General features: G+C 65.5%; 24 protein-coding genes. 10 read left to right on the forward strand and 14 right to left on the reverse strand.

Annotated elements, in window-relative coordinates; translation table 11 throughout:
- The first annotated feature begins 96 nt into the window (after window positions 1–96).
- Window positions 97–594: a GNAT family N-acetyltransferase gene (locus HDG32_RS21100; protein ID WP_184070425.1), complete on the forward strand. Its 498-nt coding sequence runs from the start codon at window positions 97–99 to the stop codon at window positions 592–594.
- Window positions 595–600: 6 nt separating this feature from the next.
- Here the strand turns inward: HDG32_RS21100 and HDG32_RS21105 are convergent, their stop codons facing one another.
- The 3 genes from HDG32_RS21105 to HDG32_RS21115 form a co-directional block, all read right to left on the reverse strand.
- A complete protein-coding gene (locus HDG32_RS21105; RefSeq protein WP_018423901.1) occupies window positions 601–1182 on the reverse strand; it encodes a flavin reductase family protein in 582 nt (193 codons plus the stop codon).
- Window positions 1183–1366: 184 nt separating this feature from the next.
- On the reverse strand, window positions 1367–1699 hold the full coding sequence (locus tag HDG32_RS21110; RefSeq protein WP_184070427.1) for a hypothetical protein: 333 nt from the start codon (window positions 1697–1699) through the stop codon (window positions 1367–1369).
- Between the two features lie 195 nt (window positions 1700–1894).
- Complete coding sequence (locus HDG32_RS21115; protein ID WP_184070429.1) at window positions 1895–3505, reverse strand: PLP-dependent aminotransferase family protein; 1611 nt, start codon at window positions 3503–3505, stop codon at window positions 1895–1897.
- Between the two features lie 126 nt (window positions 3506–3631).
- Between HDG32_RS21115 and HDG32_RS21120 the strand changes: the two genes are divergently transcribed.
- The 7 genes from HDG32_RS21120 (at window position 3632) to HDG32_RS21150 (ending at window position 13031) form a co-directional block, all read left to right on the forward strand.
- Window positions 3632–4366, forward strand: a complete 735-nt coding sequence (locus HDG32_RS21120) for a GNAT family N-acetyltransferase (RefSeq protein ID WP_184070430.1) — start codon at window positions 3632–3634, stop codon at window positions 4364–4366.
- Window positions 4367–4678: 312 nt separating this feature from the next.
- The gene (locus HDG32_RS21125; RefSeq protein ID WP_184070432.1) at window positions 4679–6250 is read left to right on the forward strand and encodes an efflux transporter outer membrane subunit; all 1572 of its coding nucleotides are present in this window, start codon (window positions 4679–4681) and stop codon (window positions 6248–6250) included.
- Window positions 6251–6303: 53 nt separating this feature from the next.
- On the forward strand, window positions 6304–7455 hold the full coding sequence (locus HDG32_RS21130; RefSeq protein ID WP_184070434.1) for an efflux RND transporter periplasmic adaptor subunit: 1152 nt from the start codon (window positions 6304–6306) through the stop codon (window positions 7453–7455).
- 16 nt (window positions 7456–7471) lie between these two features.
- Window positions 7472–10540 carry an efflux RND transporter permease subunit gene (locus HDG32_RS21135; protein WP_184070436.1) on the forward strand — a complete coding sequence of 1023 codons (3069 nt, stop codon included), beginning with the start codon at window positions 7472–7474 and terminating at the stop codon, window positions 10538–10540.
- A gap of 140 nt (window positions 10541–10680) precedes the next feature.
- Window positions 10681–11649, forward strand: a complete 969-nt coding sequence (locus HDG32_RS21140) for a zinc-binding alcohol dehydrogenase family protein (protein ID WP_184070439.1) — start codon at window positions 10681–10683, stop codon at window positions 11647–11649.
- 124 nt (window positions 11650–11773) lie between these two features.
- Window positions 11774–12361 carry a DUF4337 domain-containing protein gene (locus HDG32_RS21145; protein ID WP_184030515.1) on the forward strand — a complete coding sequence of 196 codons (588 nt, stop codon included), beginning with the start codon at window positions 11774–11776 and terminating at the stop codon, window positions 12359–12361.
- Window positions 12362–12413: 52 nt separating this feature from the next.
- The gene (locus HDG32_RS21150; protein WP_184070440.1) at window positions 12414–13031 is read left to right on the forward strand and encodes a LysE family translocator; all 618 of its coding nucleotides are present in this window, start codon (window positions 12414–12416) and stop codon (window positions 13029–13031) included.
- Window positions 13032–13098: 67 nt separating this feature from the next.
- On the opposite strand, the gene HDG32_RS21155 is transcribed toward HDG32_RS21150, so the two are convergent.
- The 6 genes from HDG32_RS21155 to HDG32_RS21175 all read right to left on the reverse strand — a co-directional run bounded on the left by HDG32_RS21155 (window position 13099) and on the right by HDG32_RS21175 (window position 17718).
- Window positions 13099–14373 (reverse strand): RNA polymerase sigma factor, encoded by a 1275-nt coding sequence (locus tag HDG32_RS21155; protein ID WP_184070442.1) that lies wholly within the window; start codon window positions 14371–14373, stop codon window positions 13099–13101.
- A gap of 77 nt (window positions 14374–14450) precedes the next feature.
- Window positions 14451–14864, reverse strand: a complete 414-nt coding sequence (locus HDG32_RS21160; protein ID WP_018423912.1) for a YciI family protein — start codon at window positions 14862–14864, stop codon at window positions 14451–14453.
- A 467-nt stretch (window positions 14865–15331) separates the two neighbouring features.
- Window positions 15332–15685, reverse strand: coding sequence for a YciI family protein (locus HDG32_RS21165; protein WP_090807928.1), 354 nt, complete (start codon window positions 15683–15685; stop codon window positions 15332–15334).
- 279 nt (window positions 15686–15964) lie between these two features.
- A complete protein-coding gene (locus HDG32_RS36575; RefSeq protein ID WP_260336546.1) occupies window positions 15965–16090 on the reverse strand; it encodes a hypothetical protein in 126 nt (41 codons plus the stop codon).
- Window positions 16087–16560, reverse strand: coding sequence for a hypothetical protein (locus HDG32_RS21170; RefSeq protein WP_184070444.1), 474 nt, complete (start codon window positions 16558–16560; stop codon window positions 16087–16089). Before HDG32_RS21170 ends, HDG32_RS36575 begins: the two co-directional genes overlap by 4 nt.
- An 885-nt stretch (window positions 16561–17445) precedes the next feature.
- On the reverse strand, window positions 17446–17718 hold the full coding sequence (locus tag HDG32_RS21175; RefSeq protein WP_090807933.1) for a DUF1488 domain-containing protein: 273 nt from the start codon (window positions 17716–17718) through the stop codon (window positions 17446–17448).
- Window positions 17719–18010: 292 nt separating this feature from the next.
- Here HDG32_RS21175 and HDG32_RS21180 point away from each other — a divergent pair, with 292 nt between their 5' ends.
- Entirely contained in the window at window positions 18011–18514 is a 504-nt protein-coding gene (locus HDG32_RS21180; RefSeq protein WP_184070446.1) for a GNAT family N-acetyltransferase, read from the forward strand.
- A 30-nt stretch (window positions 18515–18544) separates the two neighbouring features.
- On the forward strand, window positions 18545–18895 hold the full coding sequence (locus tag HDG32_RS21185) for a DOPA 4,5-dioxygenase family protein (RefSeq protein WP_184005224.1): 351 nt from the start codon (window positions 18545–18547) through the stop codon (window positions 18893–18895).
- 28 nt (window positions 18896–18923) lie between these two features.
- Here the strand turns inward: HDG32_RS21185 and HDG32_RS21190 are convergent, their stop codons facing one another.
- From HDG32_RS21190 to HDG32_RS21210, 5 genes are all read right to left on the reverse strand, one after another.
- A complete protein-coding gene (locus tag HDG32_RS21190; RefSeq protein ID WP_090807936.1) occupies window positions 18924–19238 on the reverse strand; it encodes a high-potential iron-sulfur protein in 315 nt (104 codons plus the stop codon).
- Window positions 19239–19274: 36 nt separating this feature from the next.
- A complete protein-coding gene (locus HDG32_RS21195) occupies window positions 19275–19964 on the reverse strand; it encodes a nitroreductase (RefSeq protein ID WP_184070447.1) in 690 nt (229 codons plus the stop codon).
- A gap of 110 nt (window positions 19965–20074) precedes the next feature.
- The gene (locus HDG32_RS21200; RefSeq protein ID WP_184070449.1) at window positions 20075–20797 is read right to left on the reverse strand and encodes a PepSY-associated TM helix domain-containing protein; all 723 of its coding nucleotides are present in this window, start codon (window positions 20795–20797) and stop codon (window positions 20075–20077) included.
- Window positions 20794–21477, reverse strand: coding sequence for a Fe2+-dependent dioxygenase (locus HDG32_RS21205; RefSeq protein ID WP_184070451.1), 684 nt, complete (start codon window positions 21475–21477; stop codon window positions 20794–20796). The genes HDG32_RS21200 and HDG32_RS21205 overlap by 4 nt, the downstream gene beginning before the upstream one ends.
- 80 nt (window positions 21478–21557) lie before the next feature.
- Complete coding sequence (locus tag HDG32_RS21210) at window positions 21558–23738, reverse strand: TonB-dependent siderophore receptor (protein ID WP_184070453.1); 2181 nt, start codon at window positions 23736–23738, stop codon at window positions 21558–21560.
- Between the last annotated feature and the right edge of the window lie 122 nt (window positions 23739–23860).

Genomic DNA, 23860 nt, shown 5'->3' on the forward strand with positions numbered 1-23860 from the left:
TCTTTGCTACGATGTGAGTCTGTTCCGAAGCCGGCGCATTTGGCGCGTACCGCCCGCCGGCCGGCAGTCATCACCGAACTCACCGAGCACTAGACCTTGACGATCCACATTCGCCCCGCCACCGCTTCCGACGCCCCCCTGATCCTGCGCTTCATCACCGAACTCGCGATCTACGAAAAAGCCGAGCACGAAGTCGTCGCCGGCGCCGAAGACATCGAGAAGAGCCTGTTTTCCGAGGGCGCGCCCGCGAAAGCGCTGATCTGCGAAATGAACGGCGAGCCAGTCGGTTTTTGCGTGTACTTCTTTTCGTATTCGACGTGGCTCGGCAAGCAGGGGCTTTATCTGGAAGACCTGTACGTATCGCCCGCATCGCGTGGCAGCGGCGCGGGCAAACAGATGCTGCGCCATCTCGCGCAAATCGCCTGCGAAACGGGCTGCGGTCGATTCGAATGGAGCGTGCTCGACTGGAACGAGCCGGCCATCGGCTTCTACAAGTCGATCGGCGCGAATCCGCAAAGCGAATGGGTACGTTATCGTCTCGCCGGCGACGCGCTCAAAGCATTCGCCGAAGGCGAAACCGAACGGAGCACCTAAGCCCGGTCACTGCGCGGAGGCCGCGACGGGCGCCACCTCGAATGCATCGCCCGTCGCGAAGAAGGTACCGCCGGCCACGTAATGGCATGTGCGCAGGTCGGGATCGTCGCCGAAATGCCAGCGGTTGCGCGAATACACGCGGCTATCCGCATACGCGGCGACCACCTCGCCGATGATCAGATCGTGCCGTTGGCTGTCGTCCGGAATCACCTTGCATTCCATCCAGGTGATGCAGCCGGCCAGCATCGGCACGTCGATTTTTTGCGCGCGGAAGGTCTCGAGATCGAACGCGGAGAACTTGTCGAGTTCGACGCCCGCGTGCGTGCCGACCGCGAGCGTTTGCGCGGCGAAACCGCGGCTCGGCAACTGCAGCCCGAACACGCCGCTCGCTTCGATCAGGCGACGCGTCAGTGTGCGGCTATCCACGACCACCACCACCTTCGGCGGATTGAAGTCGAGCGGCATCGCCCATGACGCGGCCATCACGTTCGAACGACCATCGTGTGCGCTCGTGATCAGCGTGACGGGTCCGTGATTGAGCAGTTGAGTCGCGCGCGACAATTCCACGGTTTCTCGGGTGGCGTTCATGGCATCGTGATGGCGTCGAAAGGATGACGCTGATTGTAGCGGGGCGGAAGAAATGCGACGCGGCGCAGGCCCGAGCGATACGAGAGCGATTCGAACCACGCGCGGATGGCGGCCGAATCGAACTGCCGGGCGGCGGCCCACAAGCCGTCGCCCGACCGGACTTCAAGCGAATTTCAAGGGACCCTCAATGCGGCACCTTGCCGTTCGGCACCGCATTGAGCGGCTTGTGCTGCTCGTCGCCGAGTCCCGGGAAGAACGCGTTCCAGGCGGCGCGCACGCCTTGCGCCGCGGTGGCTTCGGCGCCGACCGACTCGGCCGCGCCGTCCGCGGCTTTCGAGGGATCGGCGGACAGGCCGCGCCAGTGCGTGAATACGAGCAACGGCTTTTCGGTCCACACGCCGTCGCCAAATTTCGCAAACGCCGTGTCCCCGCTCGCCAACTGCACTTCGTACCAGCCTTCGCGTACGGGCGTATGGATGGCAAGGTCAAACCACGGGGTCGGTTCGATTTCCTTCATGTCGTCTCCGGTCGGATAGATCGTCATCGATAACCACACTGAACGCATTGTTCGTGCCCATCGCCGGCGCCGCACCCGCCGCGCGACGGGACGGGCAACCGCGGCACATGCGGGCAAACCAGCACATCGGAACTGCGAAGTCGCCGCGCATACGACACGATAGCGCGACATGGGCCAGGCGGACAAACGTAAAACTTACATGCCCGGAGTGGCGGGCGTGCGGCGTGGCGGGGCGGTTTTTTTGCGGGGCCGGACGACGGGTTTTCCGCCCTGTTTTGTCGCGTGCTTCGCAGCCGGTCGCGCCTCGCCCTGCATCTCCCGCACTACCTCCGCCAGCGCTTTCACCGCGGGCCCCAAGCGCTCCGCCTCCGTATTGCCATACCCGATCACGAGCCCGTTCGTCTGCTCCGACGCCCCGATCGAAAACCCCGACAGCGCGCGCGGACTCAACCCCAGCGCCTGCGCCCGCGCAGTGAGCGCGCGATCGTCGAGCGACGCCGGCAGCCGCAGCGTCAGATGCATGCCGCAATCGCCGCCAAGAATCGTCGCCGCCGGAAAATGCTCGGCCAGCGCGTCGCGCAGCGCCTGCTGCCGCTCGCGGTACAGCCGCCGCATCCGCCCGAGATGCCGCCCGAATTCGCCGCTTTCGATGAAATGCGCGAGCGCCAGCTGCTCCAGCCGATGCCCGCCGCGCAGCATCTCTTGCAGCGCAACAGCGGCGTGCGCCGCGATCGCGCGAGGCAGCACGACGAAGCCGATGCGCAGCGCCGGAAACATCGTCTTGCTGAACGAGCCGACGTACAGCACGGGCGCCGCGTCGACGAGGCCCTGCATGCTCGCGATCGGCTCGCCGGTGTGACGCACCTCGCCGTCGTAATCGTCCTCGATCAGCCACGCGCCGCAGCGCCGCGCCTCGGCAATCAGCGCAAGCCGCCGCGCCACCGACAGCACCGCGCCGGTCGGATACTGATGCGCGGGAGACGTGTAGATCAGTTTCGGCGGATGCGTGTGCCACGCGTCGGCCGGCACGGACATGCCTTCGGCGTCGACGGGAATCGGCAGCGTGCGCAAGTCGCCCGCGTTGAAAGCGGCCTTCGCGCCGCGATAGCCGGGGTCCTCGATCCATGCGATATCGCCGGGATTGGTCAGCAGTCGCACGCACAGGTTCAGCGCCTCCTGCGCGCCCTCGGTGATCACGACCTGCGAGCCATCGCAGCGCACGCCGCGCGCCATCCGCAGATGCGCGGCGATCGCGTCGCGCAGCGCGGGCTCGCCGGCCGGCATGCCGTAGCCGAGCGCGCGTGGTAATGCACGCTCCATCGCACGTTCGAGCGCGCGCCGCCACGTGGCAAGCGGGAAACGGTCCAGCGCGGGCGTGCCGGGGGTCAGCGCGTACGCGTTGTCGGCGTGATTGTGCGACGCCGCGAACTGCTCGAGGCGCGCCGCGTATACGACCTCCGGCGCGGCCGACGCCGCCGCCCGCTCGCCGCGCGCGGCGGGGCTCGACAGCGGGCTCACGCGCGTGCCCTGGCGATCGGCGATTACGTAGCCGACCGCGGCGAGATGCTCGTAAGCGATCACGGCCGTGTTGCGCGACACGCCCATCTCGGCGGCGAGCAGCCGCGACGACGGCAGCAGCGACCCGGCCGGCAGACGACCGGCGAGAATCGCCTGCTGCAGACGTTCGATCAGCTGCTTTTGCAGCGGCGCGGGCCGCTTGGCCCCGCTGGCGCCGCTGGCGCCGCTCGCGGCGAACGCGGCGAACGCGTCGTCCGCATGGACGAGCGGTCCGATGATCTCGATCATGGTGGCTGGACCTATCGAATAAGCACGTCGTGGATCTTTTGAACATACCACGTTTGCCGTATCGTTCCTGCATCGACACGCATCGGCATCCTCCGGCATCGCCCATTCATCGACAGGAAAACAGACATGGAACCCACACGTAACGCCTACGGCCAGCCAATCGGCGCGCCCCTGCCCGGCTGGCACGGCGCGCAGCCGCCGGGCCGCGAGCCGCTCGGCGGCCGCTATTGCCGGCTCGAAGCGGTCGACGTCGAGCGCCACGCGGCCGACCTCTTCGATGCGTACGGCTCGGCCACCGACGGCCGCGACTGGACCTATCTGGCGGTCGGCCCGTTCGACAGTCTCGCGGCCTATCGTGAGCGTCTGACGCAGATGGCGGCATCGAAAGATCCGCTGCACTACGCGGTCATCGACCTGGCGACGGGCAAGCCGGTCGGCACGCTCTCGCTGATGCGGATCGATCCGGCCAACGGCGTGATCGAAGTCGGCCACGTCACGTATTCGCCGCGGCTCAAGCGCACGCGCATCGCGACCGATGCGATGTACCTGCTGCTAGGCGAAGTGTTCGACAAGCTCGGTTATCGGCGCTTCGAATGGAAATGCGATTCGCTCAACGAGCCGTCGCGCAAGGCCGCGTTGCGCTATGGATTTACGTTCGAGGGGATCTTCCGGCAGGCGATCGTCTATCGCGAGCGCAATCGCGACACGGCGTGGTTTTCGATCATCGACAGCGAGTGGCCGGCATTGCGCTCTTGCTATGAGCGGTGGCTCGACGCGGGCAATTTCGATGCGCAAGGGCAGCAGGTCGAGCGGCTCGCCGATCTGATCGCGCAGCGCCTAGAGGCGGACGAGGCCCGGTAAAACCAGACGATCGATAACCAGGCAACAGCTCGACCAGTTCGCCAAGCGCGATGCCGAGCCAACCGCGTGCCCGAATCCGTGAAATTGTCGTGAATGCCGCTCCGGGCGTGGCAGACAGCGGTAGCACCGCCTGCCATCACCGCCCTCCTACGCGATCTCGTATCCACCCTCGTCGGCCAGCGAACGCGAGGCCAAGCGCGGTTCGCGCCGTGCATGGTAAATTCCAGCGTCGGCAAGACAACTCCAGGAACGTTCGGGTGACCTGAACATCTTCGTCCGGTCCACCCGCCACTGGCGATACAAGGTAGATCGATGATCGACGTGAGTCAGCGTATTGTCTGGCGGCGCCTCTACGTTGCGCTGTGCAGCTGCGTCGCGCTGGCCGGCTGCATGGTCGGCCCCGACTACCACGCGCCGCCCGCGCCGGCCACCGACACCTTCACCACCACGCCGCTGCCCGACCAGACCGCCTCCGCGCCCGGCCCCGCAGGCCTGCCGCAGCGTTTCGCGCCGGCCCAGGACATTCCCGCCGCATGGTGGACGCTGTTTCATTGCGAGCCGCTCGACGCACTGATCCGCGAGGCGATCGCCAACAGTCCGAACATGGCCGCCGCGCAGGCGGCGTTGCGACAGGCTCGCGAGAATTACATCGCGCAAGCCGGCGGCACCTTGCTGCCGAGCGTCGACGCGCAACTGAGCGCCACGCGCGAAAAGATCAACGGCATCGCGTTCGGCGAGCCCGGCCTCGTCGAGGAATTCAATCTCTACAACGCGTCGGTCAACGTCTCGTACAAGCTGGACGTGTTCGGCGGCGCGCGGCGCGAACTCGAAGCGCTGCATGCGCAGATCGACTATCAGCGCTTCCAGCTGCAGGCCGCCTATCTCACGATATCGGCCAACATCGTGACCGCGGCGGTCAAGGAAGCGTCGGTGCGCGCGCAGATCGACGCGACCGAGCGGATCGCTACCGAGGAAGAGCAGCAGCTGAACGTGCTCGACCAGCAATTCTCACTCGGCGGCGTGAGCCGCACGGCCGTGCTCGCGCAGGAAACGCTGCTCGCGCAGACCCGCGCGACGCTGCCGCCGCTGCAACAGCAGCTCGATCAGGCGCGCCATCAGCTTGCGGTACTCGCCGGCAAGCTGCCGAGCGATACCTCGGTGCCCGGCTTCACGCTCGACATGTTCTCGCTGCCCGACACGCTGCCCGTGAGCCTGCCGTCGTCGCTGGTGCACCAGCGCCCCGACATCCTTGCCGCCGACGCCACGCTGCATCAGGCGAGCGCGCAGGTCGGCGTCGCGACCGCGGCGATGTATCCGCAGATCACGCTGTCGGCGAGCTACGGCGCCGAAGCGTTGACGCCCGCGCAGGTGCTCAGGGCCGGCAGCACGCTCTGGAGCATCGGCGCGGGCTTGCTGCAACCGGTCTTTCACGGCGGCCAGCTGAGCGCGCAGAAGCGCGCGGCCGAGGCCGCCTACGAGCAGGCCGGCGCGCAATACCGCGAGACGGTGCTGCTCGCGTTCCAGAACGTTGCGGACACGCTGCGCGCGCTCGAACACGACGCAACCGGCCTCAAGGCGCAGACCGACGCGTCGCGCGCCGCGAGCGATTCGCTCGAATTGACGCGCGGACAGTATCGCGTCGGCGGTGTCAGCTACCTCGCGCTGCTCGACGCGCAACGCCAGTATCAGCAAACGGTCGTGAGTCTCGCGCAGGCGCAGGCCGCGCGTTACGCCGACACGGCGGCGCTGTTCCAGGCGCTCGGCGGCGGCTGGTGGAATGCCGGCGCGCCCGAGTCCGCGGCCGCGCCGGCCGCCGCGGCGGCGAGCGCGTCGAACACGTCGTCGCCATCGGCAACGACGGCAACCGCCGCAACGCCACATTGACCGTGCCCTGACGCAACCCCAGCCCTCGCCCCAAGCCGAGCAAGGACATCACGATGGCCGAAAGAAAACCGATGACAAAGCGGATGGTGATCATGTTGATCAGCGTCGGCCTGCTGCTCGCCGCGCTGGTCGGCTTCAACCTGCTCCGCGCGCACATGTTCGCGAAGTTCATGGCGGCCAACACCGCGCCGCCCGCCACGGTCTCGGCGGTGGTGGTCCACTATCAGTCGTGGCAGCCGCAGCTCGCGGCGGTCGGCAGCCTGCGCGCGGTGCGCGGCGTAGACGTGACGACCGAAGTCGCCGGCCTCGTGCGCGAGGTCGCGTTCGTGTCGGGGCAGGAAGCGAAAGCCGGACAGATCCTCGTGCGACTCAACGCCGACAGCGACGTCGCGCTGCTGCAATCGTTGCAGGCCGCGGCCCAACTCGCGCAGACGGTCTACGAGCGCGACCGCGCGCAGTACGACATCAAGGCGATCGCGAAGGCGCAGCTCGACGCCGATGCGGCCGACCTCAAGGGCAAGAAGGCGCAGGTCGCGCAACAGCAGGCGCTCGTCGACAAGAAGACGATTCGTGCGCCGTTCGCGGGGCGCCTCGGCATCACGACGATCAATCCGGGGCAATACCTGAATCCCGGCGACGCGATCGTCACGCTGCAAGCCATCGATCCGATCTACGCCGACTTCTCGGTACCGCAACAACAGCTCGGCCAGCTCGCGATCGGCGCGACCGTCAGCGTCGACACCAACGCGTACAGCGGGAAAACCTTCACCGGCAAGATCCAGTCGGTGAGCCCGAAAGTCGACAGCGCGACGCGCAACGTGCAGATCGAGGCGAGCGTCGACAATCGCGAGCGCAAGCTGCTGCCCGGCATGTACGCGAACGTGAAGATCGACTCGGGCGCCGAACAGCGCTACCTGACCCTGCCGCAAACGGCGATCACCTACAACCCGTACGGCGCGACCGTGTTCATCGTGAAGCCCGGCACGCAGCCCAACGCGCAGGGCAAGACGCTGCCCGTCGCGCAGCAGGTGTTCGTAACGCCGGGGCCGACGCGCGGCGACCAGGTGGCGATTCTGAAGGGCATCGACGACGGCACGCAGGTCGTGACGAGCGGCCAGATCAAGCTCAAGAACGGCACGCCGCTGATCATCGACAACCGCGTGCAGCCGTCGGACAGTCCGAATCCGACGCCGCAGGAACAATAAGCGAGGCCGCCCGACCATGTTCACGGACATCTTCATTCGCCGGCCGGTACTCGCTTCGGTCGTGAGCCTGCTGATCCTCGTGCTCGGGTTGCGCGCGCTCGCGGTGCTGAAGGTCAGCCAGTATCCGCAGACCGAGAACGCGGTCGTCACGATCACGACGGCCTACTATGGCGCGAACTCGGACACCATCGCCGGCTTCATCACGCAGCCGCTCGAAGCGGCGATCGCGCAGGCGCAGGGCATCGACTACATGTCGTCGACGAGTATCACGGGCGTGTCGACGATCATCGCGACGCTGCGTCTGAACTACGATGCGAACCGCGCGCTGACCGAGATCAACACGCAGATCGGCTCGGTGCGCAACCAGTTGCCGCCGCAGGCGCAGCAGCCGGTGCTGACGGTGCAGACCGGGCAGACCACCGACGCGATGTACATGGGCTTCTACAGCAGCGTGCTGCCAAGCAACAACGTCACCGATTACCTGCTGCGCGTGGTCAAGCCCAAGCTCGATTCGATCCAGGGCGTGCAGACCGCCGAAGTGCTGGGCGGGCGGCAGTTCGCGATGCGCGCGTGGCTCGACTCGGCGCGGCTCGCCGCGCACGGCGTGAGCGCGAGTGACGTGTACACCGCGCTCGGCAACAACAACTATCTCGCCACGCTCGGCACGACGAAGGGGCAAATGGTCAGCGTCGACCTGGAAGCGGGCACGGACCTGCATACCGTCGACGACTTCAAGCAGCTCGTCGTCAAGCAGAAGAACGGCTCGATCGTGCGCCTCGAGGATGTCGCGAACGTCGTGCTCGGCGCCGACAGCTACGACTTCAACGTCGCGTTCAGCGGCAAGCGTTCGGTGTTCATCGGCATCAAGGTCGCGCCGGACGCGAACATTCTCGACGTAGCCAAGCGCGTGAAAACCGTGTTTCCCGATCTGCAGAAGCAGTTTCCGACCGGCATGACGGGCGACATCGTTTATGACGCGACCGACTTCGTCAACACCGCGATCAGGGAAGTGATCAAAACGCTCGTCGAAGCGCTCGTGATCGTGACCGTCGTGATCTTCCTGTTTCTCGGCAGCTTGCGCGCGGTGATCGTGCCGTTGATCGCGATGCCGCTGTCGCTGATCGGCACGTTCTTCGTGATGCAGGTGCTCGGCTATTCGATCAATCTGCTCACGCTGCTCGCACTCGTGCTCGCGATCGGGCTCGTCGTGGACGACGCGATCATCGTCGTCGAGAACGTCGATCGGCACATGAAGCACGAAGGCAGGACACCGTTCGACGCCGCGCTGATCGCCGCTCGCGAACTGGGCGGCCCGATCGTCGCGATGACCGTCGTGCTGATCGCCGTGTACGCGCCGATCGGCTTCCAGGGCGGGCTGACGGGCGCGCTCTTCACCGAGTTCGCGTTCACGCTCGCGGGCGCGGTGACGGTGTCGGGCGTAATCGCGCTCACGTTGTCGCCGATGATGTGCTCGCGCTTCTTCCGCGCCGCGCAGGAGTCGGGCCGTTTCGCGCGTTTCGTCGACCGCCAGTTCGAGCGCGTGCATCGCGGCTACGGCCGCCTGTTGCATGCGACGCTCGACACCTGGCCCGTGTTCGTGATCATGGGCGCGCTACTGCTGTGCGGCACGGTGTATCTGTTCATGACCTCGAAGTCGGAACTCGCGCCGCAGGAAGACCAGGGCATCGTGCTCTCGCAGATCATCGGGCCGCCCAACGCGACGATCCAGCAGATGCAGACCTACGCGGACCAGGTGTTCGATGCTTCGAAGACACTGCCCGAATATTCGCAGATGTTCCAGCTCACGGGCTCCCCGACTGTCAACCGGGGCATCGGCGGCGTGCTGTTCAAGACCTGGGATCAGCGCGGCAAGAACGCGACCGTGCTGCAGCAGGAGTTGCAGCAGAAGTGGAATCAGATCGCGGGCGCGCGCGTCGCGGCGTTCCAGTTTCCGCCGCTGCCGGGCGCGCAGGGCTTGCCGGTGCAGTTCGTGATCAGCACGACCGAGCCGTTCGAAAACCTCAACGAGGTGTCGCAAGCAGTGCTGGAAAAAGCGCGCGCGAGCGGCATGTTCTTCTTCGTCGATAACGACCTGAAAATCGACAAGCCGGAAGTGACGCTCGTCGTCGATCGCGACAAGGTGGCCTCGCTCGGGCTGTCGCAGAGCGACGTCGGACAGGCGCTCGGGTCGGCGCTGGGCGGCGGCTACGTCAACTACTTCTCGATTGCGGGACGCTCGTACAAGGTGATTCCGCAGGTGTTGCAGATCGACCGGCTCAATCCGTCGCAAGTGCTCGACTACTATCTGCGCACCCCGGACGGCAACGTGATTCCGGCGTCGACGATCGCGCATCTGCGGCACAGCGTCGTGCCCGAATCGATCAACCACTTCCAGCAGTTGAACTCGGCGACGATCTCCGGCGTGATCGTGCCGGGCGTGTCGCAAGGCCAGGTGCTCGACTTTCTGCGCAAGGCGACCGCGCAGGTCGCGCCGGCCGGCTATTCAGCCGATTACTCGGGAGAGTCGCGCCAGTTCGTGCAGGAGTCGGGCGGCTTCGTCATCACGCTGCTGCTCGCGACGATCATCGTGTTCCTCGCGCTCGCGGCGCAATTTGAAAGTTTCCGCGATCCGATCGTCATCCTGATCTCTGTGCCGATGGCGCTGTTCGGCGCGCTGATCTTCATCAACATCGGCCTGACGACGCTGAACATCTACACGCAGGTCGGCCTCGTCACGCTGATGGGGCTCGTCAGCAAGCACGGCATTCTGATCGTGCAGTTCGCCAACGAACTGCAGCGCGCAGGTCGCGCGAAGCGCGAAGCGGTCGAGGAAGCGGCGGGCGTGCGGCTGCGCCCGATCCTGATGACGACCGCGGCGATGGTGCTCGGTGTGGTGCCGCTCGTGATCGCGTCGGGCGCGGGTGCGGCGGGCCGCAACGCGATGGGGCTCGTGATCTTCACCGGGATGTCGATCGGCACGCTGTTCACGTTGTTCGTCGTGCCGGCGATGTACATGTTTCTGGCCGCCGAACACCAGCGGCATGCTCAGGCGCCGAAGGCCGACGAGGCGGGTCAGGCGGGTTAGAGCCTGGGTGATCGCGTACCCGGCGCGCGGGTTGTTGTCCGAAATCTGAAAGCCGTCGTCCTGATGCCTTTACTCGCATCACTTAGACTACGGTGCATTCGCTGCGCAACGCGGCGCAAGACCAACCGGAGCCACGCACGATGAAAGCGATCCAGTTCAAATCTTTTGGCAACCCCGAAGTGCTCGAATACGTCGATCTGCCGACGCCGCAGGCCGACGCGGAGCATGCGGTCGTGCGGGTCATGGCGGCCTCGGTCAATCCGAGCGACGTGAAGAACGTGTCCGGCCATTTCGAACACACGGTGCTGCCGCGCACGCCGGGGCGCGACTTCAGCGGCGTGGTGGTGGACGGCCCGGCCGCGTGGCTCGACGCCGAGGTGTGGGGGACCGGCGGCGACATCGGCTTCACGCGCAACGGCACGCACGCCGAGTACCTCAGCATTCCGGTCGCGGCGCTGTCGCGCAAGCCCGTGGCGTTGAGCCACGTCGAGGCGGCGGCGATCGGCGTGAACTTCGTGGTCGCGTGGCTCGGCACCGTCGAATACGCAAAGCTGCAGGCCGGCGAGACCATTGCCGTGCTTGGCGCGAGCGGCGGTGTCGGTGGCGCGGTCGTGCAGATCGCGAAAGCACGCGGCGCGCGCGTGATCGCCGTCGACCGCCGGCCGCTCGATCCCGCCACGCCCGCGGGCCGCCTGATCGACGCCTACGTGGCGTTCGACGAACACGCGGCCGCACGCGTGCGCGAGCTGACCGGCGGCGCGGGCGCGGAAGTCGTGTACGACACGGTAGGCGGTGTCGCGTTCGAGACCGCGCTGAGTCTCGCGAAGCGGCGCGGCCGCGTGCTCGAAATCAGCGGGACCGGCAAGCGCCGCGTCGAGTTCGACCTGATCGACTTCTATCACAACGAGACGCAATTGCTCGGCGTCGACAGCGCGAAGCTCGGCGTCGCGGAATCGGCGCCGCTGATGACGGCGCTCGTCGAGGGCTTCGACAACGGCAAGCTGAGCGGCCCGGCGATCGCGCAGGAATTCCCGCTCGCCCGCGCGCGCGAAGCCTACGAGGCGGTCGCCGCCGGCACGCGCGGGCGCGTCGTGATTCGCATGCAATAACCGTCCCTCTGACACAGTGCATTGAAGCTGCGGCCTCCGGGCGTCGGCGACACGCTAAGATTGAGGCCGCCGGGCGCCCGCCCCGTCCGGCGAGAACGACAAAAGCATTGCCTCGGAGAATCTGATGTCTGAAGAATATGAAGTGCACGGTCCGCACGACCATGCCGTCGAACACGCCGGCCACGCCGCGCATCACGACGCCGATCCGTTCGCGAGCCGCATGGCCGTGATGACCGCGATCCTCGCGACGATCGGCGCGCTGTGCGCGTACCAGAGCGGCAACGCCGAAAACCTCGCGCTGTTCTTCAAGAACGAAGCCGCGATCAAGAAGACCGAAGCGTCGAACCAGTGGAGCTACTACCAGGCGAAGGGCGAAAAGGAAAACCTCGCGGAACTCGGCGCGGCGCTGTCGGCGCCCAATAGCGACGCGCACGCGAAGTTCGTCGCCGACGTCGAGAAATACAAGCAGCAGAAGGAGCCGATCCGCGCGAACGCAGAAGCGATCGAAAAACAGGTCGTCGCCGCCGATACGCGCAGCGAAACGCTGTTGCACGGCCATCATCGCTGGGCTCAGGCGACGCTGCTGATTCAGGTCGCGATTGCGCTGTGCGCGATCACGCTGCTCACGCGCAAGAACTGGCTGCGCAATCTGTCGTACCTCGTCGCGGGAGTGGGCGTCTTGACCGCGGGCGCGGCGTTTTTCGGGCTATGAGCGGGATGCTCGCGTTACCTTTCACCCAGAGCTTTGCAATCGGGAGTGGGTCGTGATCGATGGGTCCGCCGTGGTCGGCGTGTTTTCCGTGTATGTCGCGGGCGTGGTGAGTCCGGGCCCGAACTTCGTCGCGGTCGCGCACAAGGCGGCTTCGGCGACGCGCATCGAAGCGCTCGCGATGGTCGCCGGCATCGTGCTCGTCAATCTGTTCTGGGCCAGCTGCGCGATTCTTGGCGTCGGCATCGTGTTCGCCGCGTTCCCGTGGCTCGCGCTCGTGGTCAGGATCGTGGGCGCGTGTTACCTGCTGTGGTTCGGCGGGCGGCTGATCTTCAATGCCTCGGCGGCGCGGCAAGCGGTGCTCGTCAAGGCACCGGCGGGCGGCTTCAGGCAGGCGTTCGCGCAGGGCTTCGCGACCAACATCGCGAATCCGAAGTCGATGGCGTTTTTTGCCGCGGTGTTTTCGTCGGCGGCGCCAGCGCATGTGAGTACCGGCACGTTCACCGCGATGCTCGGCATGGTGTTCGTCGTCGCGAGCAGTTGGTATGGGTTCGTCGCGCTGGCGCTGTCGCATCAGCGCATCGCGTCGGCTTATCGGCGCGGCAAGATGTGGGTGGATCGTGTGTGCGGCGGCTTGATCGTTGCGTTGGGGGTGCGGCAGCTGATTCGTTGAGGCGGCACTGACGTGTGCGTGAGCACCAATGTGCCAGCACCAATGTGCCAGCACGAATGTGCCAGCCTCAATCCGCGAGCCCGCGCGCACGCTCCAGCAACAACTCGCGCTCGCGCGTATTGCGCGTCATCGCCGCGGCGCGCTCGAACTCCACGCGGGCTTCATCGACGCGTCCAAGCTTGACCAGCAGATCGCCGCGCACGCTCGGCAGCCAGTGATAATTCGCGAGCGCCGAACCGGCGGCGAGCGCATCGACGATCTCGAGTCCGGCCGCCGGCCCGAACGCCATCCCCACCGCGACCGCGCGATTCAACTCCACTACCGGCGACGGCGCGACCTGCGCCAGCGCATCGTAGAGCGCGACGATCTGCGCCCAGTCGGTGTCCTCGGCGCGGCGCGCTCGCGCATGGCACGCGGCGAGCGCCGCCTGCAACGCATACGGCCCGCTCTCGCCGCCGAGCGCATGCGCGTTGTCCAGCGCCGCGAAGCCGCGGCGAATCAGCAGCGGGTCCCAGCGGCTGCGATCCTGATCGAGCAGCAGTACCGGACGCCCCTGGGCGTCGGTGCGCGCGTGCGTACGCGACGCCTGAATCTCCATCAGCGCGACGAGACCGTGGACCTCGCTCTCGTCGGCTGCGAGTCCGCTCAACACGCGCCCAAGCCGCAACGCCTCCTCGCATAGCGTCGGGCGCATCCAGTCGTCGCCGGCCGTGGCCGAATAACCTTCGTTGAAAATCAGGTAGATCACCTGCAGCACCGACGCGAGCCGCGCCGCGCGCGCGTCCGCCTGCGGCACCTCGAACGGCACGCGCGCCGCCGACAGCGTGCGTTTGGCGCGCACGATCCGCTGCGCGATGGTTCGCTCCGGCACGAGAAACGCGCGCGCGATTTCGTCGGTGGTGAGGCCGCCGAGCAGGCGCAGCGTCAGCGCGACGCGCGCATCGGTTGACAGCAGCGGATGGCACGCGGTGAAGATGAGCCGCAGCAGATCGTCGCCGATGTCGTCGGCGCGCGCGGCGTCGAGCGCATCGACGAAATCGGGCACCACGTGCGCTTCGATCGCGTCGAGATCGTGGCCGAGCTCCTCGCGCTTGCGCGCATGCAGCGCTTCCTGGCGCAGGCGATCGAGCGCGCGGTTCTTCGCGGCGGTCATCAGCCACGCTCCGGGGTTGTCGGGCACGCCCGCGTCCGGCCAATGCTCGAGCGCGGCCACCAGCGCGTCCTGCGCGAGTTCCTCGGCGAGTCCCACGTCACGCACGATCCGCGCGACGTGAGCGATGACCTTCGCGGATTCGATCCGCCAGACAGCGTCGATCGCACGATGGGTGGCCTGTATCGTCACGGCGTCAGCCTTCACCTGCTGCCGGCGGTTGCGCGTTCAGGACCATGTACGCGGGCTCCCAGACGTAGTCCATCAAATCAGCGGCGATCTTCTTCGAGCTTGTGAAAGCGCTCGACTTCCGGCCCCGGCTCGAAGTCGTCGAGTTCGAACAGCTGCCGCACTTCGATTTCGCCATCGGCGTGCTCACCGAACGGCGCCGGAAAACGCCGCGCCCATTCCATCGCCTCGTCGCGCGAGCGCACCTGGATCAACGTGTAGCCCGCGATCAGCTCCTTGGTCTCCACGAACGGCCCGTCCACGATGCTCCGTTTGCCGCCGCTATAGCGCACGCGCCAGCCTTTCGAGCTCGGCTGCAGGCCCGTCGCGTCGAGCAGCACGCCGGCCTTCGCGAGTTCTTCGTGGTAGGCGCCCATGGCGGCGATCAGCGACGGTTCGGGCATCTCGCCGGCTTCGCTCGCGGCCGTGGCTTTGACGATGATCATGAATCGCATGTCGTTGCTCCTTGTTGTTAGTGGTTCGTCGTGAGTGGATTCTTGTGAATCGCCTGGCGGGGCCACGCCGGCTCGCCCCTTACTCACACGACGCGCGATGCACGGTCCGATCGACACGCGCGGCGGTCCCGACATCCCAGGGAAAACACCGAAGCTGGTGAAGTAGGAGTCACGCGTGCCTAGGGCCTGTTCACGCTAATAACGGGCTTGCGCTGGCCGCCAGAAGGGCCGAGCGCAAGGATTGCGACGCAGCGAATACTCGACGTATTCGCAAGGAGCATGACGCGGCGATCGGCCCTTCTGGCGGCCAGCCCCTTGAAGGTTTTTTTAAAACAGGGGAACGTGCCTTTCCGCCCGTATTGCGGCGTCGGTCGTCGCTTGTTTGGCTCGGCCAAACGGCGCTCCTCTCTCCTTGCACTACGCGCGGAAAGGCACGTTCGCAAGCCCGTTATTAGCGTGAACAGGCCCTAGATGAAGCACGGTCCGAGCTTGCGCACCTCGACCGTGCACCACGACGCCGCCGGGCAGGTTTGCGCGATCGCCACGGCCTCTTCACGGCTGTCGCAGTTCAACAGAAAGAAGCCGCCGATCATCTCCTTCGCCTCGGCGAACGGCCCGTCGACGAGCTTCGATTGGCCATGGCGGACCTGCACGCGCACGGCGTCCTTCTGCGAAGTCAGTGACTCGACCGCGAGCAGCTTGCCGCGCGCTTTCAGGTTCTCGGAGAAACGCACCATCTGGTCGTAGAGGTCGCGGCCCGCGGCTTCGGCGCGCTCCTCGCGTTGGTCCGTGGGTTCGACGATCAGCAGCATGTAGGACATCATGTCTCCGATAGGGCTCGGTTGTATGCGCGAGTCGGCATCGCAACGACGCCAGCGACGCCTCGCCTCGGCGGTATGCAGGAGGTACGCAAGCAGGTAGGCGGCAAGCAGGCGCAGCCAGTCTAGCAAGCGGGAATCGCAGCGGCAAACGCGCCCGGCGGGACTTCTACGGACACTCGTAACGAGCCGCGCCACGCGCACCGGCCGGCCTCGCGCGACACGTCGAAGCCGCTTTCAATGTGTCCGGAATCCATTTACGTCCGCGCTGAAACGGTCGTATCAGCCGTTCGACGAACGCAGCGCAGCGGGCAGCCACTCGCTCGGGCTCGCCGATAGCGCGTTGAGCGCAGCGCCGGTGACCCGCGACGCTTTCGAAATGCGCGCCGCCAGATGCGTGCCGCTCAAACCGCCGCTTCCGCCAGCGCCCGCAGTCGCGCGGAACGCATCAAACCTTCGATCATTTTCGCTTCCGCGCTCGCCAGCTCGCTCAGCGACGCCGCCGACAACTGTCCGTCGAAAATCGCTAGCGCCGCGCACAGACTTGCGTAGTCGTCGTCTTCGAGCGACCAGCGGCCAGTCTGGCGCTCGCGCACATCGAGCCGCACCATCGCCGCATGCGCGCTTTCGATGTCGGCGCGTGCGGCGGCGCCCCGTCCGGCATGCACAAGTTCCTGCGACACCAGCAAATGCCGGCTCAGCGTCGTGTGCAGAATGCGCGCGCCGTGGCCGCGGCGGAATGCATCGAGCGCGGCGTAGGCCTGCAACAGCGTGGTCTGCGTGACCGGCGCGTGCGCGGTGCGGCTCTGGGTCAGAGAACGCAACAACGGGGACATGGCCGTGCGGCCGGGCTTGTGAACTCGCGACTTGCTGGACATCGATTCAACCTCCTTCTTTCGGCAGCGCGCCCGGACTTCGGCACGCGACGGCGGCAAACGCCGCGCTCAAACGTCCGACGTATTTCGCGCCCAACAGTTCACCCCATGCGCACGCCATGCGACGCGCCCGTTCTTCGAACGTATCGAAGAACGCAATGTCCGCATATCGGTTCGAAGCCGCCAGAAACAAAAATCCCGCTTCGTTGCGACGAAAAAAAGCCCTGTTCCGCGAGGAACAGGGCTGACAGGATGGAACGGCCGAGCAGGCGCGTGGATGCCTGCCAACCTATAACCACCTAACCTGCAAAGCTATTGCTTACGTGTACTGCACCGGCAATTTCTACCGCTCGACAGGAAGCTTCAAACTGCCGATTCAAACTACCACTTCAATTGCGACTGCATGTGGGCCGGTCCTCGCTATCTGCTACTTCTGGCCGCTACCCCTGTTGCTTCGCGCTCGTGCTCGAGGCATTGCGCGCTTGTATTGCGTCAACTGCAGACTGCAAACTGCCAGATACGCACTGCGAACTGCGAACTGCAGACTACTCTCAATGGTACGGTTCAAATCCGACACGAGGGGAAGATCGCATCGATGGAGGTCGGTGATTCCTCGCTCCATGGAAAAGAGTGTATGCGCGCACGCGCGAAAGCAATTCAGCGAACCGAAGCGCTTTGGTGGGTTAATTTGGCGAATCGATGTAACAGCGGCCCCACGGAGCGCTCGATGTGAAATCAGCGATTGCACCGAAACGGTGCTGCGAAAGCCTGAGAGAAAAAACGCGAAGTGCGAAGCCGGCCGCATTCAGGCCGAGCGGAGCCGGTGCTGTCGCGCCGGCGTCATCGCGTGTGCAGCTTCGAGCGATGACGCGCGCCACGCCACGCACGTCAACCGCGTGTGGAGAAATCGTCGATCGTCAGCAAGACCTTCTCACCGGGACGCGCAAGCATTTTTCGTTCGGCGATCGCCGTAATACGTTTGCGCCCATCCGCGAACGTCTTCAGAACGCGCGCCTCACCCGCGCCGCGTTGCAGCCAGAAGTGCTGCTCGAGCGCCTCGCGCGTGACCGCGCATTCAAGGTCTCGTCCCTGCGACGAAAGCTGGAAAATCACCGCGCGTCCATCTGCCGAGACGCTGGGTACCACCTCGATCATCGTCATAGCCCACCTCGCAACGTTGATTACGACGTTCGCCGCATAACGCGAACGTCCCCGGATAAGCGCGGCCGCGATGGGTCGACGACCGTGCCCGCGAAAAGCGAATCAACCTTGAGCAAAGCGCATGCCACACAACGCAGCAGGCGGCGCCTCGCCGCATCGAGCGTTCGCCCTGCATCGCAAAGTGAGAAGACTGCAACATAGCCGCGTGGTAAAAAAGCGCAGCCGGCGCGACAATCGACGACAATTCTTACTCGCGCTTCGCACGATCATCGCGCGCCACCACCTTCCCGACATGTCCGCCCAACTGCCCGACCAACGATCCGGGTTGACCTTGCGCCCCGCGCAACCCGACGACGAAGCCTTCCTGCTCGAACTGCGCAAGACGACGATGACCGAACACCTGGCGCGCGCCGGCGAGCCGACCGACGACGACGTCCATCGCGCGCGCCTGTTGCATCGCTACAACGCGGCGCAGGTGGTCTGTATCGACGGCGCGCCCGCGGGCTTGTTGAAGGCGCATCGCAACGACGACGAATGGTTCGTCGTGCAGTTGCAGATCGCGCCCGCGCTGCAGGGTCGCGGCATCGGCGAGCAAGCGCTGCGCACGATCCTGCGCGCCGCCGCGGCCGAAGCGTTGCCGGTCAGCTTGCAGGTGCTCAAGGGCAATCCCGCCAAACGGCTGTACGATCGTCTTGGCTTCGAGATCGTCGGCGAGGATCAGACACAGTTTCACATGCGACTTGCAGCGCGCGCGCCGGCGGAAAGCGAAGCAGAACGAATGTCGGATAAAGACTGATACGGAACGAGCCTGGCAATGAACTCTGATATGACTTTTCGCGATGCTTCAGCGATACAAAGCTGGCACGCGCACATCTACTTCGACCCGGCGAGCCGCGATGCCGCCTGGGCGTTTCGCGAGCAGATCGACGCGCATTGGGGCGACAAACTGCAGATCGGGCGCTTCCACGAACGGCCGGTCGGGCCGCATCCGATGTGGTCGTATCAGCTCGCCTTCGCGCACACGCAGTTCGCCGACGTGGTCGGCTGGCTCACGCTCAATCACGGCGCGCTCGATGTCTTTCTGCATCCGAACACCGGCGACGCGCTGCGCGATCATCGCGACGCCGCCGTGTGGATCGGGCACTCGCACGAACTCGTGCTGAAGGCACTGCTATAGCAGCGCTGCGAACGCTACGGCGGCGTGCTCACATATTCGTGTACGCGCTGCACCAGCCGCGCGACGCGACCTGTTTAGTGCCGAATAGCGTGCAGCCGCCGTATGCGTCCGATGCCTTGCCCTGGAACAGCGAGCAGTTCGCGCACGATTGCCCGGCCGCGAAGTTCGGAAATCTGGCTTTGTCGACCTTCGACGCATCTTCGGTATAGCCGACCGCCTGCGCCTGCGGATCGCTCTCGCTGAGCGCATTGGGAACGGTCGCGGCGAACGCGACCCGAGACAGCGCGAGCGACGAGCCGACGCCCGCGCTGACCAACAGGAAATGGCGCCGCGATGTTTTCATTGTCGTTTGCCTCTGGGTGGGGACTGAGGGATGCGTTCAATCGAGAAAGCGCGCGAAGCGCTCGACCGGTTCGCGCTCGGGGCGCAGCGTATTGACCGGCGCGTTGGGGTCGCCGAAACCGAGCGACATGCCGCACACAAGTTGCTCGTTTTCGGGCAAGCCGAGATGTCCGGCAATCAGTCGATGAAACTGCATGAACGCGGCCTGTGGACAGGTGTCGAGTCCGCGGCCGCGCGCGGCTGTCATGATCGCCTGCAGGAACATGCCGTAGTCGAGCCAACTGCCGCGCTCGAGGCTGCGATCGATCGTGAACAGCAGGCCGACGGGTGCGTCGAAGAAACGGAAGTTGCGCGAGTGCTGTTCGTGCATGCGCGCCTTGTCGCCCTTCTCGATGCCGAGCAGGCTATACATGTCCCAGCCGATCTTGCGACGCCGGTCGATGAACGGCGACTGCCACTGGCGCGGATAGTACGCGTACTCCTCCTGGTACAGCTCGTCGCGCTGCGGATCGTCGTAGGCCGCGAGCAGATCGCGCGACAGACGCGCGAGCGATTCGCCCGTCAGCACGTACACCTTCCACGGCTGCGTGTTGGTGCCCGACGGTGCGTGGCTGGCGGCTTCGAGAATCGCTTCGATGTCGGCGCGCTGCACCGGTGTCGGCAGAAAGGCGCGCACCGAGCGCCGCGTGGTCAGCGCGGTGTCGACGGGGTTCGCGGAAGAGGTCATCGGCGGATGGCGGCAGAGCCTGCGGAGTAGGTCTGCGACGATTCTAGCGCGGACCGCTCAAAGCCTGCCCGCCAGCGCGCAGGCGTCGCCCGAAGCGTTGCGCTGCGCCCTTACATCGTCCCCAACACCACCGCCGCCGCAATCGATCCGACCACGAGCGCGAGCCCCACCGTCTTGCGCTTGTTCAACTCGGTCCACAACAGCACGCCCGTCAACGACAGCAGGATCAGGCTGCCCGCGAGCGTATCGATCAGCAGCACCCAACCGACGCTCAAGCCCACACCCTTGTGCAGGTTCGTCAGCATCGCGAGAAAGGTGTTCGCGCTGCGCTTGATCGTCACGGTGTGGTTACCGACCCAGTATTCGGCCGACGTGTTTTCCTTCGGCGACGCGAAATTCAGTTGCCAGTGCTCGGGCTGCACGACGCTGCGATCGCCCCACGCCACCGGATGCTCGGTCTCCTTCTGCACGCGCCCCGGATTGCCGGCGATCTTCAGCTCCTGCTTGAGCCACTTCGCGAGCTCACGCGGCGTTTGCGGCGCCGGTTGCGGCAGCGGCACCTGCATCACCGAGACCTGCGGCTCGCCGGTCGAGACGCGCAGCGGGCCGCCGCGATGATTCAGAAAGAAGCCCGTCGTGCCGAACAGCAGACCGAGCGCGGCGCCCCACAGTCCAACCCACCCATGCACCTTGCGCAGCCACTTGATGAAGGTCGCGCGACGCGAGCGCTGCTGGCGCGATTTCAGTTCATGGTCATCGAGCCGACGCGGCTCCTGCGCGTCATGTTCGCCGGCCGCGGGCGGTTGAATGTCGAGGGTGTCCGAGACGCTCACGTTTCACTCCAGGTGCGCAGCAGATTGTGATAACAACCGACGAGGCTGCGTCGCGCAGCTTCGTCGGCATGGGTGGCATTGAGCCGTTGAATCGCGGTGTCCATGTCGAACAGCAGCGCGCGATGCGTGTCGCTGCGCACGAGGCTCTGCACCCAGAAGAAGCTCGCCACCCGCGCGCCGCGCGTGACCGGCGTCACCTGGTGCAGACTCGTCGCCGGATAGACGATCATGTCGCCGGCCGGCAGTTTCACCTGCTGCACGCCGTAGGTGTCCTCGATCACGAGTTCGCCGCCGTCGTATTCGTCGGGCGCGCTGAGAAACAGCGTCACCGACACGTCGGTGCGCAGCTTCACGCCGTTCGGCAGCACGCGCACCGCGCCATCGACGTGGCTGCCGAACTGCATGCCGCCCTCGTAGCGGTTGAAGAGCGGCGGATAGACCTGGTTGGGCAGCACCGCGCTGATGAACAGCGGATTGCGTTCGATCGCCGCGAGAATCACATCGCCGAGTTCGCGCGCGAGCGTCGAGTGCTCGGCAATCTGCTGATTGCGCTTGACCGGCGCGCCCTGATAGCCCGCGGTCGCGCGGCCATCGACCCACGCGTCGCCGGCTCGATCGAGCCGCTCGCGCATGAAGCGCAACTGCCCGGCGTCCAGTACCTTCTGAATGTGCAGCAACATAGTGTGTCCTTCGCGTCGGCTTGCCGTTTGCAGAAGCGGCAAGCCGTGCGCATGCGCTCAGTGCGTATCAAAAGCGCGTATCAAAAGCGGTAGTTGAACGTCGCGAGCAGCGTGCGGCCGATGCCCGGCACCGAACGTCCGCCGTCCGACGGAATCAACGCGTCGTAGTAGTACTTGTTGGTCAGGTTCAGCAGGTTCAGGCGCACGTCGTACTTCTTCGCGTGATAGGCCGCGGTCGCGTCCCAACGCGTGTAGCCCGGCACTTTCACGTAGTTCGTATTCGACGCATAACGTGGCGACATGTAGATCGGACCGCCGCCGATTTCCCAATGCGGCGTGATCGCGTACGTGGTCCAGAACGTCAGCGTGTTGCGCGGCGTGTTGGCCGGCGTGTGGCCCTGCGTGCCGTCGGCCGCTTTCAGGATCGTCGCGTCCATGTACGTGTAGCCGCCGAAAATCTGCCACTTGTCGGTGATGTGTCCCGTCACGCCCGCCTGGAAGCCGTCGACGCGAACGTTGCCGGCCAGCTGGTACTCGGTCGGTGACACCTGCGTGCGCGCGTTGTCCTTTTCCTCGCGGAAGATCGCCGAGGTCACCGATATGTTGCCGCCGAACAGATCCCACTTGCCGCCGATTTCATACGACTTCGTCGATTCCGGCGCGAGGTTCTGAGTGAGGTTCGTGACCGTCAGGTTTTCGAGCGACGGGTTGAACGACGTGCCGTACGACACGTAGTACGACTGCCAGTCGGTCGGCTGATAGATGACGCCCGCGCGCACGCTCGTGAAGTAGTTGGTCTGGCTCGCATAAGCCGGCGCGCTGATCGTATTGCGGATTCCCGCCGAGAAACGATCCCAGCGCACACCGCCGATCAGCTTCCAGTGCGGCGTCAGTGTAATCGTGTCGTTCAGGTAAGCGGCGATTTCGTTCGCGCTCGAATCGGCGTAGTTGCCGACCGTCGTCGTCACGTTCGACGGCGTGCCCATGATCGGCGGATTGAGCATCGGCACGATCGGCAGGTTGTTGCGCGTGTACGCCTGGTTCGTATAGCTGTCGTGGCCCACTTCGACACCGGCGATCAGGTCGTGCCTGATCGGTCCGGTGTCGAATTTGTATTCGAGCATCGTGTCGTTGTAGATCGCATGATTCTGGATCACGCGGTCATGACTCTGCAGCTTGATGAACAGTTGCGACGGCGACAGCGTCGTGAAGTTGCCGTTGGTCAACGCTGTGCTGGACGACAGCGGTCCGGTCAGCACCGCTTGCGGCGCGGTTTCGCGCGCGTCGGTCACGGAGTGCGAGATCTGCGTCTGGTTCGTCAGCGTCAGGTCCTCGGAGAACTTGTGCTTGATCGCCGCGGTAAAGATCTGCACGTCCTGGATCGTGCGGTCGCTGGTCAAACCGTAGAACGTGTTCTTCGGTACCGGCGACGGGCGGCCGTTCAGCGCCTGGATGCCGTAGTCGGGCATGTCGTGGTTGTGCTGGATCAGCGCGGATAGCGTGATCTCGGTCGGCGTGCCGATGCCGAAGCGCAGTTCCGGCGCGACGCCGAAGTCCTTGTTCTTCATCACGTCGCGCGTCGAGCCGAGGCTCTGGCCGAATGCATTGAGGCGGATCGCCGAGGTGTCGGTGAGCTTGTGATTCACGTCGACGGTGGAGCGGTAGCGGTCGTCGGTGCCGATCATGCCGGAGACTTCCGCCGAGTCCGTCAGGTTCGCCTTCTTGCTGACCTGGTTGATCACGCCGCCGGTCGAGCCGCGGCCGAACAGCATCGACGACGGACCGTACAGCACCTCGAGCGACTCGAGGTCGAACGTATCGCGGTAGTACTGGTTGCGGTCCCGAAAGCCGTCCAGATAGATGTCGTTCTGCGCGGTAAAGCCGCGCAGATTGATGTTGTTGCCGATCTGGCCGCCTTCGGCCGCGCCGATCGTCACGCCGGGCGCGTTTCGCAGCGCGTCCGTAAACGACGTCGCGCCCTGCGAGGCGAGCAGGTCGCGATTGATCACGGTGACGGTCTGCGGAATGTCGCGAAGCGCGGTCGGCGTCTTGGCGCCGACGGTCGCCCGGTCGGCCTGGAAGTCCTGCTGAACGGCCTGAGCCTGCACGCCGATGGTCGGCAGCGTCTGCGCGGCGGCGGGTGTGTCGTTCCGTGCGCTGGTTTGTGCGTTCTGCGGCGCGCTTTGCGCGAGCGCCGGGGTCGCCAAAGGAATGGCAAAAGCGAGCGCTAGCGCTGTCGCGAGCGGCGTGTGATTGAGCATGGAAATCCCGTCAGAAATGCGTTTGTCAGATTCGCATCACTGACGTCGAATTCATGACAAAGCCGCAAATGGCTGGCTGCCGCTCTCCGTAGTGTGAGATGGAGATGACGGGATGGCTGGCT

The organism is Paraburkholderia sp. CI2 (assembly GCF_014201055.1).
Classification (GTDB): domain Bacteria; phylum Pseudomonadota; class Gammaproteobacteria; order Burkholderiales; family Burkholderiaceae; genus Paraburkholderia; species Paraburkholderia tuberum.

What these genes read in the sequence shown, in the direction of transcription:
- HDG32_RS21210 (WP_184070453.1), bottom strand. Translation starts at nt 23,738, where the DNA reads ATGCTCAATCACACGCCGCTCGCGACAGCGCTAGCGCTCGCTTTTGCC.
- HDG32_RS21115 (WP_184070429.1), bottom strand. Translation starts at nt 3,505, where the DNA reads ATGATCGAGATCATCGGACCGCTCGTCCATGCGGACGACGCGTTCGCC.
- HDG32_RS21205 (WP_184070451.1), bottom strand. Translation starts at nt 21,477, where the DNA reads ATGTTGCTGCACATTCAGAAGGTACTGGACGCCGGGCAGTTGCGCTTC.
- HDG32_RS21105 (WP_018423901.1), bottom strand. Translation starts at nt 1,182, where the DNA reads ATGAACGCCACCCGAGAAACCGTGGAATTGTCGCGCGCGACTCAACTG.
- HDG32_RS21130 (WP_184070434.1), top strand. Translation starts at nt 6,304, where the DNA reads ATGGCCGAAAGAAAACCGATGACAAAGCGGATGGTGATCATGTTGATC.
- HDG32_RS21135 (WP_184070436.1), top strand. Translation starts at nt 7,472, where the DNA reads ATGTTCACGGACATCTTCATTCGCCGGCCGGTACTCGCTTCGGTCGTG.
- HDG32_RS21175 (WP_090807933.1), bottom strand. Translation starts at nt 17,718, where the DNA reads ATGACGATGATCGAGGTGGTACCCAGCGTCTCGGCAGATGGACGCGCG.
- HDG32_RS21170 (WP_184070444.1), bottom strand. Translation starts at nt 16,560, where the DNA reads ATGTCCAGCAAGTCGCGAGTTCACAAGCCCGGCCGCACGGCCATGTCC.
- HDG32_RS21195 (WP_184070447.1), bottom strand. Translation starts at nt 19,964, where the DNA reads ATGACCTCTTCCGCGAACCCCGTCGACACCGCGCTGACCACGCGGCGC.
- HDG32_RS21160 (WP_018423912.1), bottom strand. Translation starts at nt 14,864, where the DNA reads ATGCGATTCATGATCATCGTCAAAGCCACGGCCGCGAGCGAAGCCGGC.
- HDG32_RS21185 (WP_184005224.1), top strand. Translation starts at nt 18,545, where the DNA reads ATGACTTTTCGCGATGCTTCAGCGATACAAAGCTGGCACGCGCACATC.
- HDG32_RS21165 (WP_090807928.1), bottom strand. Translation starts at nt 15,685, where the DNA reads ATGTCCTACATGCTGCTGATCGTCGAACCCACGGACCAACGCGAGGAG.
- HDG32_RS21145 (WP_184030515.1), top strand. Translation starts at nt 11,774, where the DNA reads ATGTCTGAAGAATATGAAGTGCACGGTCCGCACGACCATGCCGTCGAA.
- HDG32_RS21125 (WP_184070432.1), top strand. Translation starts at nt 4,679, where the DNA reads ATGATCGACGTGAGTCAGCGTATTGTCTGGCGGCGCCTCTACGTTGCG.
- HDG32_RS21140 (WP_184070439.1), top strand. Translation starts at nt 10,681, where the DNA reads ATGAAAGCGATCCAGTTCAAATCTTTTGGCAACCCCGAAGTGCTCGAA.
- HDG32_RS21110 (WP_184070427.1), bottom strand. Translation starts at nt 1,699, where the DNA reads ATGAAGGAAATCGAACCGACCCCGTGGTTTGACCTTGCCATCCATACG.
- HDG32_RS21180 (WP_184070446.1), top strand. Translation starts at nt 18,011, where the DNA reads ATGTCCGCCCAACTGCCCGACCAACGATCCGGGTTGACCTTGCGCCCC.
- HDG32_RS21190 (WP_090807936.1), bottom strand. Translation starts at nt 19,238, where the DNA reads ATGAAAACATCGCGGCGCCATTTCCTGTTGGTCAGCGCGGGCGTCGGC.
- HDG32_RS21120 (WP_184070430.1), top strand. Translation starts at nt 3,632, where the DNA reads ATGGAACCCACACGTAACGCCTACGGCCAGCCAATCGGCGCGCCCCTG.